General features: G+C 56.5%; 18 protein-coding genes and 1 pseudogene. 13 read left to right on the top strand and 6 right to left on the bottom strand.

What is annotated here, in order from left to right; translation table 11 throughout:
- The first annotated feature begins 466 nt into the window (after positions 1–466).
- The 8 genes and pseudogenes from HTZ84_RS04930 (at position 467) to HTZ84_RS04895 (ending at position 6,701) form a co-directional block, all read left to right on the top strand.
- The gene (locus HTZ84_RS04930; protein WP_174679651.1) at positions 467–841 is read left to right on the top strand and encodes a hypothetical protein; all 375 of its coding nucleotides are present in this window, start codon (positions 467–469) and stop codon (positions 839–841) included.
- Between the two features lie 25 nt (positions 842–866).
- On the top strand, positions 867–2,738 hold the full coding sequence (locus HTZ84_RS04925; RefSeq protein ID WP_174679650.1) for a twin-arginine translocation signal domain-containing protein: 1,872 nt from the start codon (positions 867–869) through the stop codon (positions 2,736–2,738).
- A gap of 23 nt (positions 2,739–2,761) precedes the next feature.
- Positions 2,762–2,935: a hypothetical protein gene (locus HTZ84_RS04920; protein WP_174679649.1), complete on the top strand. Its 174-nt coding sequence runs from the start codon at positions 2,762–2,764 to the stop codon at positions 2,933–2,935.
- Complete coding sequence (locus HTZ84_RS04915; protein ID WP_174679648.1) at positions 2,929–3,537, top strand: hypothetical protein; 609 nt, start codon at positions 2,929–2,931, stop codon at positions 3,535–3,537. The genes HTZ84_RS04920 and HTZ84_RS04915 overlap by 7 nt, the downstream gene beginning before the upstream one ends.
- Positions 3,524–4,300 carry a hypothetical protein gene (locus HTZ84_RS04910; RefSeq protein WP_174679647.1) on the top strand — a complete coding sequence of 259 codons (777 nt, stop codon included), beginning with the start codon at positions 3,524–3,526 and terminating at the stop codon, positions 4,298–4,300. Before HTZ84_RS04915 ends, HTZ84_RS04910 begins: the two co-directional genes overlap by 14 nt.
- Positions 4,300–4,473, top strand: a pseudogene (gene tatA, locus HTZ84_RS04905) (twin-arginine translocase TatA/TatE family subunit); the annotation flags it as partial. The gene HTZ84_RS04910 and the pseudogene tatA, both read left to right, overlap by 1 nt.
- A 120-nt stretch (positions 4,474–4,593) precedes the next feature.
- Positions 4,594–5,799, top strand: a complete 1,206-nt coding sequence (locus HTZ84_RS04900; RefSeq protein WP_174679645.1) for a hypothetical protein — start codon at positions 4,594–4,596, stop codon at positions 5,797–5,799.
- Between the two features lie 134 nt (positions 5,800–5,933).
- Complete coding sequence (locus HTZ84_RS04895; protein WP_174679644.1) at positions 5,934–6,701, top strand: hypothetical protein; 768 nt, start codon at positions 5,934–5,936, stop codon at positions 6,699–6,701.
- 226 nt (positions 6,702–6,927) lie between these two features.
- Here HTZ84_RS04895 and HTZ84_RS04890 read toward each other — a convergent pair whose 3' ends face one another.
- The 3 genes from HTZ84_RS04890 to HTZ84_RS04880 all read right to left on the bottom strand — a co-directional run bounded on the left by HTZ84_RS04890 (position 6,928) and on the right by HTZ84_RS04880 (position 9,927).
- Positions 6,928–7,179, bottom strand: a complete 252-nt coding sequence (locus HTZ84_RS04890; RefSeq protein ID WP_174679643.1) for a hypothetical protein — start codon at positions 7,177–7,179, stop codon at positions 6,928–6,930.
- Between the two features lie 743 nt (positions 7,180–7,922).
- The gene (locus tag HTZ84_RS04885; RefSeq protein WP_174679642.1) at positions 7,923–8,921 is read right to left on the bottom strand and encodes a tyrosine-type recombinase/integrase; all 999 of its coding nucleotides are present in this window, start codon (positions 8,919–8,921) and stop codon (positions 7,923–7,925) included.
- A 529-nt stretch (positions 8,922–9,450) separates the two neighbouring features.
- Positions 9,451–9,927, bottom strand: coding sequence for a PH domain-containing protein (locus HTZ84_RS04880; RefSeq protein ID WP_174679641.1), 477 nt, complete (start codon positions 9,925–9,927; stop codon positions 9,451–9,453).
- 459 nt (positions 9,928–10,386) lie between these two features.
- On the opposite strand from HTZ84_RS04880, the gene HTZ84_RS04875 reads away from it, so the two are divergent.
- From HTZ84_RS04875 to HTZ84_RS04855, 5 genes are all read left to right on the top strand, one after another.
- Entirely contained in the window at positions 10,387–11,193 is an 807-nt protein-coding gene (locus HTZ84_RS04875) for a helix-turn-helix transcriptional regulator (protein WP_174679640.1), read from the top strand.
- Positions 11,194–11,357: 164 nt separating this feature from the next.
- The gene (locus HTZ84_RS04870; protein WP_174679639.1) at positions 11,358–11,570 is read left to right on the top strand and encodes a hypothetical protein; all 213 of its coding nucleotides are present in this window, start codon (positions 11,358–11,360) and stop codon (positions 11,568–11,570) included.
- 22 nt (positions 11,571–11,592) lie between these two features.
- A complete protein-coding gene (locus HTZ84_RS04865; RefSeq protein WP_174679638.1) occupies positions 11,593–12,132 on the top strand; it encodes a hypothetical protein in 540 nt (179 codons plus the stop codon).
- 118 nt (positions 12,133–12,250) lie between these two features.
- Complete coding sequence (locus tag HTZ84_RS04860) at positions 12,251–13,279, top strand: hypothetical protein (protein ID WP_174679637.1); 1,029 nt, start codon at positions 12,251–12,253, stop codon at positions 13,277–13,279.
- Positions 13,280–13,441: 162 nt separating this feature from the next.
- Positions 13,442–14,350 carry an AEC family transporter gene (locus HTZ84_RS04855; protein WP_174679636.1) on the top strand — a complete coding sequence of 303 codons (909 nt, stop codon included), beginning with the start codon at positions 13,442–13,444 and terminating at the stop codon, positions 14,348–14,350.
- A 113-nt stretch (positions 14,351–14,463) separates the two neighbouring features.
- Here the strand turns inward: HTZ84_RS04855 and HTZ84_RS04850 are convergent, their stop codons facing one another.
- From HTZ84_RS04850 to HTZ84_RS04840, 3 genes are all read right to left on the bottom strand, one after another.
- Positions 14,464–15,396 (bottom strand): hypothetical protein, encoded by a 933-nt coding sequence (locus tag HTZ84_RS04850; RefSeq protein WP_174679635.1) that lies wholly within the window; start codon positions 15,394–15,396, stop codon positions 14,464–14,466.
- Positions 15,397–15,481: 85 nt separating this feature from the next.
- The gene (locus HTZ84_RS04845) at positions 15,482–16,264 is read right to left on the bottom strand and encodes a YihY/virulence factor BrkB family protein (protein WP_174679634.1); all 783 of its coding nucleotides are present in this window, start codon (positions 16,262–16,264) and stop codon (positions 15,482–15,484) included.
- 124 nt (positions 16,265–16,388) lie between these two features.
- On the bottom strand, positions 16,389–17,156 hold the full coding sequence (locus HTZ84_RS04840) for a CAP domain-containing protein (protein WP_174679633.1): 768 nt from the start codon (positions 17,154–17,156) through the stop codon (positions 16,389–16,391).
- Positions 17,157–17,341: the final 185 nt, after the last annotated feature.

The raw sequence follows: 17,341 nt of genomic DNA, 5'->3' as shown, positions 1-17,341 counted from the left end.
GAACCTTATAGACGAAACTGTTGCCGCTGAAGTGCTTTACCTGTCCATACGGTCGTTGCCCGTATTTGTCTAGATACCCTTCGTAGTAGTCGTTTGCGGCGTTGACTACCCAGTTCGGGACACGCCGCATTCGATTGCTGTATGTGTTATCGGCATGTGGGTTACGGCCTTCTGGAGTCAACGGCTCCCACATTCCGAGTTTCATCTTCGCCCATCCAACTGTTTTCGCGTATAGGGGTTCGTGTGGGTTGAGCATGTGTTGATGTTTAAGTCAGATTCCATGAGTGTTTCTGTAGGTGCAGTTCACTATGTTAACTGATATGTCCGAAACCTTTTAACTAGGCCCCTTCCTACCAATGGTGAAGCGACATATCACAAAGTAATACAACTTAGTGATTTGTCGTGATGAACAGCGAATCAAAGAGGTATACAATACATGCAAATAGGACGAGTAGACTTCGTTGACATGGTTCTCGCACCGATCTTCGTTATCGGTGCAATCGTATCGTATGGAATTGGTGTAGTCGATCCGTTCGGCTACGACCTTGCAACCACTCTCTACGAGAGTTCCGGCGGTGATCTCTCAATCACTTACTCATTCCTTCTTTCAGTGACTGCTCTTGGTCTTGCTGCATTGACTAATCAGTTTACGCCATCGAGACTGGGGAAGGAAGAAAAAATTGTCACATTTGGCGGGCTTGGACTTCTGGTGATTGTCGAAGTGTTCAACGCCCTGAATGAAATTGTTGTGGCTAACGACGCCGCTGGTCTTGTTATGACCGGTGTTGGGGGCGCTGTCTTCGCTCTGGTTGCCTACTTCGGAAGCGAGGATTCCGCCTAAACAACTCCTTTGAGGTGATTATTTTATGTCAACAACACAAGAAATGGATGACGAAACTGAAGACGTACAGACATCCGGTGAAGGACAGCCGAATGTCCTGATGAACCGGCGCACTATGCTCAAAACCACTGGTGCAGTCGGTGCTTCCGCCGTCGCCTTTGGTTCACCACAGGTCACACAGGAAGCAGAAGCCATCGCTCCTGTCGTAGTTGCTGGCGGGGTCGCCGCCGCAAGCGCCGCATCCGCCGCAGTCGGCTGGGCAGTCCGTGAATACGAAGTTCTCGGTAGTGATGATCCAGCAGAAGGCCTGACACCGGATGCTCTTAAGCAGTCTGTCTATGAGACTGCGCGAACCCGGCAAAGCACCAACCAATCCACCTTCGTGGATAACCGGAACATTGTAGAAACCGGTCTTAGTCATGCCGTTCACGCGGATGCTAAGTTAGCAGCATTTGAAGAACTCAACGCTGAATCCGATCAGCAAACGGTTCTCGATGCTGCTATTGCCGAGATCGACTCTTACGAAACAACGGTGAAAAAGAACTTATATAAGAGCTGGAATGAGTCGGTGAACGAACTCAACAACTTGGTTTCATCGGCTCAATCCCATGCGGATGTAACCGTTACAAACGTCCTGTATGGTGATGCCAACGATGTAGACTTTAGCGTGAATCAGTGGTTTGAACCCCGAACCAACACTGTTGAACTACCCAACGGTGAGACGTTTGACGCTAAACAGGTTTACTTCGAGGCAGGAAGTATTGAAAACACCTCTTCATCTTCTTCGGTTGGTGGACCAAATGAGGTTTACTGGGATTTAGTGGATACATCCAGCCAGCCGTTCGACGCTGAGGATAATTGGAGTAGTGCTGATGATTCGGCTGCTTACGTGGTCGCTGATACATCAGAGGGAACTGTTGAATACCTCAAATATTCCACTTGGAACGATCTCTACACCGCTATCGATTCGGTATTCCAGAACGTGCGGGATGGAATCTCCCTGTGGGTTGATGAGGTCTATTCACAGGTTCAAGCCGGAGACATCAACGTTGAAGAGCTGATCACACCGCGAGAACGTGCTGAGATGATGACGGATGACGAAGAATATCCGCAGGCGATTGCGGACCTCATGGCGCTTAATATTGCCGTTGACCTTGAACGAGAAGCCGAAATCCATCTGTCCAGTATTAACGGCACGCTGTACGGTACGCTCGGCTTCCCAAGTCCTCCTGATACGGCAATCGAGGCAGGGAACACCTACGATCCGTCTAATATCGGGCCAGTGTACCTGACATACGATGTTTCCCGTGGCCACGGTACATGGGAAGACTATGAAACTGGATTGGATGGCGGCACGGCAATCTTCACAAGCCAACCTCATCCTAATTCAGAATACGTAATCGAAACGAACGAAGGTGAAACTGCAACCGTCACGACATCAGACTTCGTTGCCTACGACAGCAATGGCAATGAGGTCGAGATGGATGCTGATGCGGCATCGACGTGGGAGGTTGACCTGTCGGGGCAGCTATCCGTCGAGATCGCCGAGATCAACTCTGTCGAATATGAGGCCGTTGCTGATGAAACTCAGTACGAGACGATTCAACTCAACGAGTCCTTCGAGGTCGTCTCATTCACCAACACTGAGACTGGTGAAGAAGAATCGTCAGCGTCCTTCACGCAGAGTACGCCGCAGGACGATAGCAACTACATCACTCAAGAAGAGTGGGACGAACTGCAGAAACAGAACCAAGAACTGATCGAGAAGTACGAGAAGTCCGCTAACGGCAGTGGAGGCTTCCTTGATGGCGGTTCATCGACTAAGATGGTTGGTTATCTTGCTGGTGGTGGCGCTCTCGTAGCGGCGATCATCGCGGCGCTCAAGAAGGACGACTAACCAACTGAGGTGATCCATTATTTATGATTCATCTTATCGTTAAGCCGGTTGTTGAGTTGTTCCTATCTTTCCTCAAATCAATTTCACTGTTAGGATTAGTATTCTTATTTGTGCAATACGGTTTAGGGATAGATGTTGCTGGGATGGTTTACGAGGCCGTCCTTCAGGGAATTGTTGAGGAGGTGAAACCATGGTGAGTCGTGAAACCATTAAACGGCTAATCTTGATAGCCGCCATTATTCCGCTTATATTCGGCGCTGGAATGGTTTCCTCGGTAGCTGCACAGGAAAACCCTGTAGAAGACGAAGAAACCTCTGAGAACGAAACTGAGGACGATGAAGAAACTGAAGGGAACTATGCAGAACTCGGAGATGACGGAACGCTATACGTCAAAGACTACGATTTCGATGGCGACACTATCCACGTCACCTTCCAGAACGAATTGCCTACACAGACCGTTGCCCTAACCGACGTTGGATCGGTTGCCGAAACCGATGAAGGCGTACAGACGGCGAATTATCAGACTGTAACCCTTGAACACGGCGAATCGACGGTATCGATGACGACTACTGATAGTGATGTCGGGCAAGGCGTCACGGTCGCAGGCAACGGTGACATGGTGACAATCAAAAAGGAAGACTCGAAGAGTCTTCTCCAGTCCACTCCGACTGTAACACTTCTACAGGTAGCATGGATTTCAGCGGTTATTGGTGGCTCACTTGCCATCCTAACTGCGTTCTGGTACGTCAAACGAAATCGAAACACAGGATTGAGGGATGTCACAGATGAGTTCAAATAACACTACATTCTGGGACGTATTGATCGCGTACAAATGGCCACTGGTATCCCTGTTCTTCCTGCTTATAGCAGGGATTTCCTTTGGCTTCATCCCCGTTCCAGACTTCGGACTCAGTGACCTGCAGAAAGTGATGATCCTTGGCACCCTTGGTGCGTGGATTATCGTCTTCTTCCCCGCGTACATCAAGGCACAGGAAGAAGTTGAGGTTGACTACGAGTTCGTACAGGTCTTGAACGCTGAAACAGACGAAACTCGTGTCTGGGCGGCTCCCCCTGAGAAGGTTGAGGAAATCGACTTCGAGAAAGGTGGATTCGATGATCTTCGTGCAACCGGTGCCCGCTGGAATATTGTCCGTGAATTTGACCCACAGGAAATGGTTGCCGTAGGCAACGACACCAGTATGGCAACGGATCGGGAGCTGCGGGATGATCGGAACGAACTGAAGAACCTTCGCAAGTACATGACTGAAAAAGTCAAGGAAGGCGAACGGCTCCGTGCCCTCGCACCTGTGATGAAGGTTCTATCGGACAATGAAGCGGTCAACAAAGTTGACCGGAATATGCGGCAGGCACTGTCTGATGGTAGTCTTGACTTCCTGCTTATGAGCGAATCGGAATATGAACAAACGCGAGAAGAAGTACAGAAAAAGGATAATATGACTAAAGAAGAGATGAAAGAACAAATTAAAGAAGAATTTAGCGATAACGGTACAGACTCAGAAACAACTGGAGAGAACGGCGGCAACGGGGGTGATGAGGCATGATGCCGGGAGGACCGGAGATGCTGATCATCCTGCTAGTTGCTGTGCTGCTGTTCGGCGCACAGAAAATCCCGAAACTCGCCCGTTCAGTTGGTGAGAGTATGGGTGAGTTCCAGAAAGGACAAGCGAAGGTCGAGAAGGAACTTGAAGAGATGAAACAGGGTGGTGACGATGAATAGTGGATGCCCTGATTGCGGTGCGTCGATGCATGAACCGCATCAACCCGCCAAAATAGACGGCACAGTCGTTCCTCTAAACGAATGTGCAGTATGCGGAACGCTATGGGGTGAGGAACTATGAGCGGAGATGAAGCTTTCCCGTCTGCAAAGGTCGCAGACGCCATCAGAAACGACGAAGTAGACGCACTCATCGACGCGGTGATGACAGACAGCAAGGAGACAGGAGACCTCCTGTTAATGCTGGAACGGGCTAACGGAGGCGAACCTCCCGAAGACTCACCGCTCTACAATATGCTTTCGCGACAGGGCAACACAGACACCCTACGGAAAGCCCGGAAATCCGGTGACGTAGCCACCATGTCAGCAGCGACAGGATGGACAGAAAGCCGTATCGAAGCCACCGGATACGAAATGCTGATCAAGGCAATGAAACCCGCTGCACAACAAGTCCTGATCAAAGGACCGAAAGGAAGCGGGAAAACCGGGATGACAACAGATGCCCTCCGACAACTCCACCGGGACGGCCATATAGACAAAGTGATGATGAACTTCCCTGTGAAGGGAATGCCCCGTGAAGAACTTGAGAAAGTGAACGGGTATGATGCTGGTCATCCATGGCTTGACCCGGACACAAACCCTTCACTGGGTGATCTTGACTTCGTGAGGTTCAGTGAACATATCTCTGATTACCTCGAATTTGCAAAGGAACCCGGCAAAAAGGTCGGTGTGTTTGACGAGTTCAGTACTGTTGGAAATGCGTATAATAACCAGCAGGATGTCGAGAAAGTAATGGGGCTGTCCATCAATGCTTTCCGTAAATCACCGGACGAAGGCGGTGAGTTCAAAACTATCTATATCGGTCACGAGAACGATAACGACATCCACCCCTTGGTGAAGAAACAGTCGGATGTAATCATTCGGAAAGAAGGCAAGAAGGACGAAGGCAAGATCGATAAAGCCGAAGTGTATCGAGGATGGGACGCCTTCAAATCAGGTGAGAAGTGGTTCGGTGTCCGTGGACTGCTTGATGTTCCAGAAGACTCTCCATGGCGCTATGATACGAATTACTTCGCTCATATGGAGTGGAATCTGGATGAACCGGATATGCAGATTGACCGTGGGATGCTGATTGATGACTGGGAGAAGTACCAAGATGACGATGAAGACGGTTCAGACAGCGAGTTAGAGCTGTTGAAGTGTCGTGGTGTAGCGAAAGATGGTGATGGTTGTGGGCAGGTTACACGGCATATTAGCGGGTTCTGTGATATGCATCGGGATCAGTGGCAAGGTGATGATGATCCACGTCGAAAGGATTCGGACTAACTGGCTTGCACGCACGCATGTCGCACGGCCACGCATAGCCCCCCTTACCCCCTCCCCCCTCTAGTACAATTGATTCGCCGGTATTTCCGTATAGTCAGATAGACTTACAATCACACTGGCCGAAGTATGACGTGATGAAGCGGTATCTCCGAACAATTCTGAGGGGAAGTATGATCGGGGTTAGTATTTGTATTTATTATTTGAAACGCCTTCCAGCCTTCCTGAAATGGTTCATTCTACGCGCTACAGGTGTTCTTGCTTTTGTTTTCGTTACAATCCTCTACGTTGTATCACTACCAGTCCCAATCATAGGACGAGTCCTACTGAAAAGCAATTCAAAAGTTGATTTGCCGGACTTCGACATCGCTGACCGCGTTGAGACGTTTCGAGAGGATATGATGGAGATCATGGTGAAGAAGCATACTCCGAACAGCGGTCGTTCCAGCCACGATCTAAAATCCGAGATCGAATTTCGATACTGGAAAGCGAAAAAGAACCATGAACTCGGTGAGATCGTTATTTCCTTCTGGGGCGGCATCATCGCACTCTTGCTCGGAGTGTTCGGGTATTGGGAAGCAGTCTCTTATGTTCTATCTGGCTATATTCTCATCATCACATTCTCAATTCTGCTCCGTATCGTGATTCTGGAACTGCTCGCCTACGAAAACGCTGATGGATATATACGAAAGCGCGAACTGGAACTCAGACTCGGTTGGCAACGAGCAATACTGACAAGTAGTCGATCTCAACTACTGATCCTATTTCTCGGGTTCGTAGGGATTGTGCATAGTCCGAGTTACAGGATAGGTATGGATATGTTGGATAGACATTATGAAAAAGGGATGAAGAAACGGAAGTGGATAGAGATTCTTAGGAAGGAAATCAGAGGGCAAAGCGACTGATGGCTTTGATTCCGTTTTGAAAGACAGTAACAGAATTGTGGATGATGCCACGCGAACCATGAATTTCGGGTGTTTGGGTGGTCTCGTGGGCGTTAACCCATTTCTATATGATGATACCTCCCGGTAAAGAAGTAACGCACTTAGAAAGAAGAACCGGGAGGCAAACTATGAACAGAGCAATCCACCACAACGCACGGGCGGCAATTACATATATGGTTTGATAGGTCTAAGAGTTGTTGATCGAATAATAAATGCCGGATTCCAGTTTTCCTGTGGAATGCATGACTTCTTTCCGTTCGATTCGGCCTTGTCCTTCACTCTGAATAAGGAGGAATAGCGTTTCTGCATCTGAATATCCTTTGTTCTGCATTCTGTGTTCGATGTCGTCTTGGTTCATGCATTCGTCTTCATACGATTCGATTACTTCGATCACTGCTTCGAGATCGGATTCGTCGGGATTTGCTGCAATTGCGTCCATATCTACTAATTAGCACTATACGAATGTAAAAGTCCAAGTTGAGGAAACCATTGCAGCATCCAACCATCACTTCTAAATAAGAACAATTCAAATACGAATGATGCGGGACGTTCCGGCAGGCTGTGCCCCTGCCACAACGGAGCCTCGTGACACACCACCTTCACCACTCCCATCGGATCGAAAAGTAGACGAACTTAGCCCAGCAGATCGGCAAAATCACCACTCCCATCGGACACCCCCACTCCACCATTTCAAGTGTTCAGACAGATACGTTCACAGTCTTCTCCCTTCCCTTCTTGCTCTCCGCTCTCTCTTCTCCTCGGTTCTGCTGATAGCATTCTCGACCATCTGTTCTCTATCCCGTTTCCGTTTCCGCGACGATAACCGAGATGTGATAACCCTGCCAACAACTGCCGTCCCAATTGCCATCCACAAACGCCCAATATACGCAAGATAAATCGGTACCAACTGAACAAGAAATGCATCAAGCACTCCAATTATCTCCGAATCAACATCAGTGTACAGCCAATAAATTCGTTTAGGGATGCGTGATCTGATATGCCTATTACCCCAATTACGCACCTTCAGCCGATAGTGTTGAATCCGTAACCGAATCTTCCAAATTGGTCCATCCATCATCCAAGTTATACTGGCATTCCGTCACGAGAACAAAAAGAACACTATAATATCCTGAACATGATGCTGACCCCCACTCCACCATTTCAAGTGTCGATGCGAAGAAGTTAGCCGTTCATTCCGAACTCTGCACGACGCTGTTCGCGTTTCTGCGCTTCGGAACGCTGATCGTAGTGCTTGTCCAATGTTTTCACGGACATATCCACCCGGTCAGCAACCAATTCCTTGCGATGATCATTATCCAGAAGGTAGGTTACTGATGAACGTCGAAGATCGTGTGGTGGGATGGATGATGGACATCGAGCGGCTAATAGCCGTGACGTTGCCTCGCACTCCGTGATTTCGCGGTCATGTGGGCATTCGTTCTTATATGTGCATGGCCGGGTGATCTGGTTGATGTGTTCGCGGATGTTGCTTTTTGAGACACGGCCATGCTCCGTTGTCAGTAACGGCTGTCGTCCGTGCTTGCCGGTTACATCGTAGCGTTTCCTGTTGATGTAGTCGTCCAGCAGGTCACAGCACCAGATTGCGAGGTTTACTTCTCGCTCGGAGTCTTTGCCGTTCTTGAGCGGTGTATCACTTTCTGGACGGTGATGAAGTTCAACGTAGTGATCTTCAGGATGGTATTCGTCAAGATCAATTGACCGAAGAGCGCCGAGTCGCATTCCTGTGTGCCAAAGCATTGCGAATGCGACGTGCCGAAGGGTTCCGTATTCGTATTTATCGAGGTAGTTCAGAATGGAGTCGGCGGTTTCGGCGTCGATCATCCCGTTCCGTGAGTCGTCTTCTGGCTGGGAGACGACCATGCCGTCCGCTAATCCGTTCTGTACGAGATTCCGGCTTTGCATCCACCGGACGAACGTTCGCAGCACCGTCATCTGGTTGTATAGAGTAACCTCGCCAACCTCGACTTGCCTATCGAGACGGAAGTCTGCGACATCGAATCCATCGATGTCATTCACATACTCAATTCCATGATCATCGCACCACTGCCACCACTGTCGAAGAAGGGATCGGTGGTTGTAGAGTGTGGACTTAGAGACGTTCGGCTCACGTTCTTTGAGATACCGTTCGGCGGCTTGCTTGGGAGTCAGTTTTCGTGGCATGGCTGTCTTCGCCACGGGAGGCTGATTCTGCCTGCCCAAAGGGGCGACCGGCACAATTACCAAATGAAGCCAATTCCGAGTGCAGACACGGAGAGGCTTTGACGCGGGTTGAAACCGCGCTTTTTACCGACACCTCTACATCGGAAGCGCAGCGCCGTGCGCGAGAACCGAGGGAGGAGGCCGGTTGCGCGGCTTCGCCGCGCCAGTGATAATCTGCCCCAACCCATTTCTAACGGAACAACAACCGACGAGCGAAGCGTGACGATACTGTCGCGCGACGCGAGCGAGCGAGCACGTCTCGGCGTAGTTCAAATCTGCCCTAACCCACTACACTCCTTCAGGTCGTGTGAATCGCACGACGGGTAACTTTTCCACAGTATTTCTTTGCTGAGAGCGGGGTATTTCGCTCTCAATTCGTTGCCCTTCGCAAGGGCGGTCCCCAGTGATTTGAACTTGATTTCAACAGAGTCTACAAGAATATCAGGTTGCGGATAAACGAAGATCGACAAGAAGCGAGAGCTATTATATTTTAACTGTTATTTCGAATTATTTTACTCAGGTCACCGGAGATATTCTCAGTAGTTTTGAAGTTAATCCTTGAATGCATTTCGTCACCCGTGATAATTTTCACCTTTTGTACTTCTTCCATATTCAGAAACATAACTATCATAATTAGGGCAATACCAATTAGAAGAATTGGCATAGTTTCTATGAGAATACCTACTACAGAAACTATGGCGCCAAGTCCGCCCAACAGCAAGCCGTTATCATCGAAATCGCTTATATCTTTAACTTCCTTGTCTGATTCTGCTTCGATCGAGCTAATATGTGTATATTCTATATCCTTGAAGGATCCATTACTATTACAAAAAACCAACCTTTTATCAGTTGCACCAAACTCTAAGTTTGAGCCAGATGTAGAGAAAAATTCGTCGTCTTCATCTGGCTTTCCTCCCCAAGAGAGGAGAAGCTCTTCATTGTCTCCAAGATAGTTTTTGAGTGGCATAATTTCTTTTCCAGCCCACACATATATCATATTTTTGATTAATTCTTTCCCAACTTGTTCATTGAAATCAAGTTTCGATTTTGAAACGCGCGCGAGCTATTCCAATTGTTCCCAACCACCGACACCGACTGTGGAGGGGCCAGCAGTTCAAATCTACCCCGACCCACTACTTCTGTCGCGAATAAATCCGCGAGCGACGGAATCGGTACATTGTGCAGATTTGAACTAGACGAGTCGCGCAGCGAACGCGAGCACGTCTCGGCGTAGTTCAAATCTGTCCTCCGCTCTCTTGTTCAACACGAGCGGGTAGTCCCTCGACCGCGCCAGTACTGTCTAGATCCGCCACTCGAGCGCGAAGAGCGATCGCAGTGCGGGACCACGACCGCTCGGGAACCATTTGGAGATGCCGTAAGGACGCCCTACTGGAACAGCTATACTCCCAGCGTGCGTACGTTACCCATGACACACAGAACCACTTCCGAACCGCTCGAGGACCTCGAGTTCCTCGCGCGGTCGGAACACCGCGTCGCCGTGCTCGAGGCGCTGGCCGAGCGGCCGACGAGTCGAGCCGAGCTCCGGACGAAGACGGGTGCGTCGGCGTCGACGATCGGACGGACGCTGCGGGCGTTCGACGAACGCAACTGGATCAGGCGGGACGGGGACCGGTACGAAACGACGCAGTTGGGTGCGTTCGTCGCGGTCGGACTGCGGGAGCTGCTCGCCCGACTCGAGACCGAGCGGACGCTCCGCGACAGCTGGCAGTTTCTCCCGGAGGAGAGCGGGTTCACCGTCGAGATGGCCAGCCGTGCGATCGTGACGGTCGCCGAGCCCGACGCCCCGTACCGGCCGGTGAACCGATTCGCGGCGCTGCTCGAGCGGACGAACCGGTTCCGGTTCGTCGGCGCCGACGTCGCCCTGCTCGAGCCCTGCAAGGACGAGCTTCGGCGGTCGATCGTCGACGGCATGGAAGCGGAGATCATTGATCCGCCGGCGGTCGCCGAATACATCCTCTCGAACTACCGGGAGCACTGTTCGGCCGCCCTCGAGAGCGGCAACCTCTCGGTCAGCGTCCACGACGACGTGCCGGCCTGCGGCGTCAGTCTCTTCGACGATCGGATCGCCGTCAGCGGCTACGATCCGGACAGCGGGATGGTTCGGCTGTTGATCGATACCGACGCGCCGGAGGCGCGCGACTGGGCGGAATCGACGTTCGCGACCTACCGAGACGAGGCCCGTCCGCTCACGCTCGGAGCGGCGGTCGGATAGTTCGGCGCCGCCGGCGCCGCGCTCGCACGGCGGCGGCCGAGTCGCCGACTTGCAGACGATGCACGGTAGTCATCGGCTGCACAGACGGCATCCGTTGCACGAAACCCGCTAGATGCCTCCATAGTTCTACGCCGTGTAGCTCTCTCGAGGAGGGGAACGAAATCATGGTAGACACACGACAAAGCGACGAGACACTGACGGGCCTGGAAGTAGCGTGCGACACCGAAGTGTCGGGCTGCGTCTTCCGCATGCGGACCGAAGTGGACGACCGGGACCGATTGCTCGAAATCACGCGCGACCACGTCAGCGAACGGCACGGCACGGAGTACTCCCTCGAGGAGATCGACGAACAACACGTGACCGAAGTCGAGGTTTAAACCGACACGAAACGATCCACCCATGAGCACAGACCAAGCGACTGTCGACCACCACGAGACCGATTACGAACTCGGGCGCGGCGTGCGGACCGGATCGCTCCTGATGGCGCTCGCCGGCGTCGCGTTCGTCGGCTACGGGGTCGTGTTCCTCGCCAGGACGTTCTTCGGCACCGGCTTCGAACTCGGCGTCGCGACCCTCAACGGCATCACGCCGGCGGACCTGAACGCGATCGATCCGGCGATCATGCACTACATCAACCACCTCCACGTCGCGACCGCGGCGTTCATCATCGCGACCGGAATCGCCATTACGGCGCTGGCGTGGTACGGCGTTCGCGCCGGCCTGCTGTGGGCGTGGGCGACGGCGGTCGCGGCCGCCGTGATCGGCCTGGCGCTCGCGCTCCCGATGCACTACATGGACCTCTTCGCACACGACTGGCTGACCCACCTTGGCCCGATCTACCTCGCGACGATCGTGTTCGTGGCGGGCGCCGCGCTCGCGTTCCGGGGACTGCGAGCCGATCCGCAGTTGTCGGATCCCGGCGACGACGCCGGAGCCTAGGGGTCCGCTATGAATTTTCGACGGCGGTTCACCGCTTCGTCCGTCCGCGAATCCGGCTCACTCGACCCCGGACGGATTCAGGCTCAACCGCTTTTCGTCCCGCGACCGAACGAACCGTATGGACGGTCCGTTCTCGAGGGACACGCTTCGCGGGCGAACCGGTGAAAACCCCGCCGCACACTGGTTCTTGCTCGATGCGAACCGCTGGGTGCTAGCGGGACTGCTGTCTGCCGTCGCCTTCGCCACGTTCGTCGTTCTCGGTGCGGTATCGATTCCCCTCCGGGAAGCGATGGAGAGCGGCACGCCCGTCGATACGGCGTTTCAGGCGCTGATCGCCGCGGTTCTCACCGGCGTGACGCTCGTCGTCTCGATCAACCAGCTCGTGCTCTCCCAGGAACTCGGGCGGCTCGGCGACCAGCACACGTGGATGAACGAGGCGATGGCCTACCGGCACGACGTCGAGGAACTGTTCGGTTCGGTCGGCCCGCCCGACCCCGCGCAGTTCCTGCAGGCGCTCGTGCGGACCAGCAGCGATCGGGCCGAAGCGCTTCGCGAGGCCGTCGCCGACAGCGACGACGAGGTCCTTCGCCGGCGTACCGACCGACTGGTCGAGAACGTCTGCCGGAACTCCGATGAGATCGAGTCCCAACTCGAGACGTCGCGATTCGGCGAGTTCGGCGTCCTCCGGTCGGGACTGAACTACAACTACTCCTGGAAGATCTACGCGGTGCGTCGGCTGCGCGACGAGCACGGCGATAGCCTCGAGGACGACCAACTGGCGGCGTTCGACGAGTTGATCGACAGTCTACGGCTCTTTGGACCGGCCCTCGAGCACTTCAAGTCGCTGTACTTCCAGTGGGAACTCGTCCACCTCACGCGGTCGATGCTCTACTCGGGGCTGCCGGGCGTCGTCGCCGCGACGGCGACGGTGCTGTATCTCGACCCCGGACTGGTCCAGGGGACGACCGTCGGCGTCGATAACCTGGTGTGGCTCGTAAGCGCCAGCGCGACGATCAGTCTGGTTCCGTTCTTCCTGCTGACGACCTACGTCCTCCGAATCGCGACGATCTCGAAGCGGACCGGCTCGCTCGGCCCGTTCATCCTCCGCCGCGCGGAACGGACGGAGGCGATCGACTGGGACGAGTAACCGCATCGACTTCGGCCGCCGATTCGAGTTCGGGCGTCGAAGTCGGCGGAGGCTCCCGATCGAAACGACGGAAGCGCGGGCGAACCACTCGAGTGTTGCTACCGAGACACAGTGACTTCGCCGATCGAACGGTAGAAAAGTCCGAATCGACTCGAGGGTCGTATGGAGCTGTTCGTCCGGTTGTCGGGATTGTTGGTCGTGCTCCTGCTGGGAGCCGGACTCCGAACGACGGGGCTGCTCGACGCCCGACGGACGACGCGGTTGAACGCGGTCGCCTACTACGTCGCCCTGCCGGCGCTGATCTTCGTCTCGACGTACGACCGAGCGATCGGCGAGTTGCTCTCGCTGACGCTGCTGGGCGGCCTGCTGTTCGTGCTGTTCGCGACGGTCGGGCTGGCGTGGCTCGTTCACCGTAACCGGGGGTCGATCGGCCGGCGGAGCGTGGCGGTCGTCCAGTCGTACCACTCGAACCTGGGCTATCTCGGCCTGCCCCTGGTCGCGGCGACGTTCGACGCCGAGGTGACCGCGACCGCGAGCGTCGTTCTGGGCGTCGTCACGCTGACCCAGTTGCCCCTGTCGGTCCTCCTCCTCTCGACGCTCAACGGGGCCGACGCCGCGCTCGGCGACGAACTGCTGGGGCTGGCGAAAAATCCCGTCCTGGGGTCGCTGATCGCCGGACTCGCCGTCGGCTCGCTGGGGATCACGCTTCCCGGCCCGGCCGCGACCGGCCTCGACCTCCTCGGTTCGGTCGCCCTCCCGCTTGCCCTCCTCTGTGTCGGCGCGTCCCTCGAGGTGGATCTCCCGTCGATCGATATCGGCGCGACCGGGGCCGTCATCGGGCTGAAAATCGTCTGTATGCCCGCGCTCGCGTGGGCCGTCTTCTCGGTGCTCGCAGTCGACGCGGCGACGTTCACCGCGGCGGTCGTCATGCTCGGAACGCCGACGGCCGTCTCGACGTTCGTCTTCGCGGCCGAACTCGGCGGCGACGAGGAGTTCGCGTCGCTGAACGTCTTCGCGACGACGCTGGTCTCGATGCTGACCCTGTTCGTGCTGATCACGCTCGTGAGCTAGCGACCGCTCGAGCGTGACGCGGTCGAACGCCCTACTGGGAGCCTCGAGAACGGCGGACGCGAGCGTTCGAACACTCGGAGAACGGAACCGATTGATCGCTGCGATCCCGACCGCTAACCGCCGAAGAACCGTTTGATCCGACCGAGCAAGCCCGGCGAGTCGTCGCCGTCCGCATCGTCGTCGCTCGAGTCCTCGTCGACGCCGACCGATCCCGCGAGCGGGCCGGCGTCGTCGGGAACGTCGGACGTTCCGTCGCTTTCGGCCGCGGACGTCGCCGCCTGGGTCGCTTCCAAGTCGTCCATCGAGAGTTCGATCTCGTCGACGTCGGGCGTGGACTCTCGTCCCTCGCCCGCTTCGGCGGCCCGGACGTCCGCCCCGGTGACGGCGCCGTCCTCGATGCGGGCGGCCAGTTCCTCGAGGGAGGCGTCGTCCGGGACGTCCTCGAGCGACGTCGCGGCGGAGTCGATCGACGACTCGTCGGTACCGCTCCCGATCGTACTCGCGGAGTCCGTCGTCTTCGCAGCGTCGCTCACGTCGGCGGACGCAGCCGTCTCGGTCGACTCGTTCGCGTCCGCCGACTCCGCCGCCGAATCGACGGCGACGTCGTCGGCTCCTCGCTCGTCGGTTGACGGGATCTCCGCCTCGTCGAACGCGGTCGTGACGTCGCCGTCCGTCTCGGTCGGTCCGTCCGCTGTCGCGACGGTTCCGTCGTCCGCTTCCGTCGTGCTATCGATCGGTTCGCTCGGCGCCGATGCAGCCGTCGGTTCGTCGGCCGCCGACGCGGCGCCGTCCGGCTCGGATTTGGTCCCCGCTCCCGTTGGCTCGTCCCCGTCCGTCGCGTCCTCGTCCGCGTCCGCGCTCGCCGACCCGGATTTCGTCGCGTCGAGCGAGTCGAGGATGTCGTCGACGCTCTGGTCGGAGACGACCCGCTGCGGGCCGCCGCCCGGCTCGAGGCTTCCGCTCGAGGCGTCGGCGTCGTCGGCCGACTCGCTCGAGTCGGAGGCCGAATCGGCCGCGGAGGGTTTGTTCGAAGACTGGTCACTCATTGTGGAGGTCTGGCCGTGCCGAGACCATAATCTTTCCCCCCTGCGGTCGATGCGGCGTCCGGGTGCGGCGCCGGCGGCCGGGTCGTCACTCGGCCAGCGGCGGCTCCGAGAGGACGACGTTGAGCACCGCGCCGAAGAGGATGAGCATGCCGGCGAAGTAGAGCCAGGTGACGAACAGCAGGACGGCGCCGACGGCGCCGTAGGCCTGGTACTGGCCGGCGTTGGCCGCGTACAGCTGAAAGCCGGCCTGCAGGATCGTCCAGCCGACCGCGGCGAAGGCGGCGCCGGGAAGCACGTCGACGAACTCGACGGGAATCGGCGGCAACACGTAGTAGATCGGCAGAAACACGAGGACGAGCCCGATCAGCAGGGTCAGCCAGCTCAGCGCGCCGGCGAAGGGGAGGACTGCGGCCGCGAAGCCGACGACCCATCCGATCACGATCATCAGCCCCATCGCGCCCGCGCCCGCGACGATGACGACGAGGCCGTCCCTGAGCTGGTCGACCAGCGACTCGTCGACGACCTCGCCGTAGACCTTATCGAAGGCGAGGCTGAGCCCGCGGAAGACCTTCAGCGCGCCCCAGGCCGAGACGGCGAGCGCGACGACGGTCGCCTGCGCGCGGCCGGATTCGGTCGTCAACGCGTCGGTGACCAGCTCCTCGCCCGCCGCCGGGAGAAAGTCGCCGGCGACCGTGATCAGCCGCTGGGCGGCGTCCTCGCCGCCGAGCAGCGATCCGACGACGAGCGCGAGCAACACCAGCGGGATCAGCGACACGAACGCGTAGTACGCGAAGGCGGCCGCGAGAAAGGAAACGTCGCGGTCGCTCGCCGTTCGATAGACTGCAGTGAGCGTCTCTCGAGCGTCCATACCGAAACGAGAACGGCCGCGGGTAAATGATTATCAGTCCACCGCAGTTTCAGAATCGCTGTTCGGTTCGACGGATGAGAGGTCGACTCGTCCGCTCGCTCCGATCGCGACTCGCCCCCGACCGTCACCGCTCGCGACAGAAGTTGTGCGACGCGTAGACCGCGCCGTCGTCGGCGATGTAGACGCCGACGCCGCCGCGATCCCAGTCGGGCGTCCCCTGCTCGAGGATCGCGCGTCGGTGATCGGTGGAGTTCATCCACTGGTTGACCAGTCCCTCGGCGAGCCCCTCTGCAGTCCGGTAGCGGACGGTCTCGTCCGTCTCCGAATTCTCGACCGGGCGGTCGATCCACGTCAGGGCGATGTTCTCGCCGTAGCCCCGACAGTAGTTGTCGACGTCCCGAAAGCGATCCATCGGCGCCTCGCCGTCGGGATTGATGTGGGCGAAGTACTCCCGCTGGGCCATGTCGTAGCTGTGGGCGCGGCCGACGGAGGCGATCGTTCCGTCCCACTCCAAGGGCTCGAGGCCGTGTTCGGCCCGGCGGTCGTTGACCTCGGCGTGGACGAAGTCCTCGACGGTCGCCGAGCCGACGGTCTCGACGTCGGTTTCGTAGCTCGAGTTCCCCGGATCGTCGGGATCGGTGACGTCGGGGTTGCGCTCGCCCGCCGGCGGCGGGTCCGAACTCGGCGTTACCTCGCTGCCGATGCCGCTGGGCCCCTCGAGATCGCCCGTGTCGACGCTCTCGAGGATCCCGGGGGCGAGGACGGTGGTTCCGAAGGCGAGAACGCCGATCAGGGCGACGGCGACGAGCAGGCGAAACAGCGATCGCAGAACGGCCCTGTCGTCGGAGTCGGCACGATCGGAGGCGGCGGTCGACCGAGACCGGGGACACATCGTTCGAAGCGAACAGATCCCGGAATAAGTGTCTCCTGATCGGTCGCAGCCGCTGACACGTTACTGTACAGCGGACATTCTTTATTATGAGAGCGTCCCCCGAACGAGCGCGTTCATCGCGTCGAGACACGTCTCGAGGGCCTCGAGGACGGCTCTCAGGGACCGACGGTCCCTCGCTGTCCGAG

Source organism: Haloterrigena gelatinilytica (genome assembly GCF_013342145.1).
Classification (GTDB): Archaea; Halobacteriota; Halobacteria; order Halobacteriales; family Natrialbaceae; genus Haloterrigena; species Haloterrigena gelatinilytica.
The sequence above is the reverse complement of the archived record's forward strand: the minus strand, read 5'-3'. Positions and strand labels throughout refer to the sequence as shown.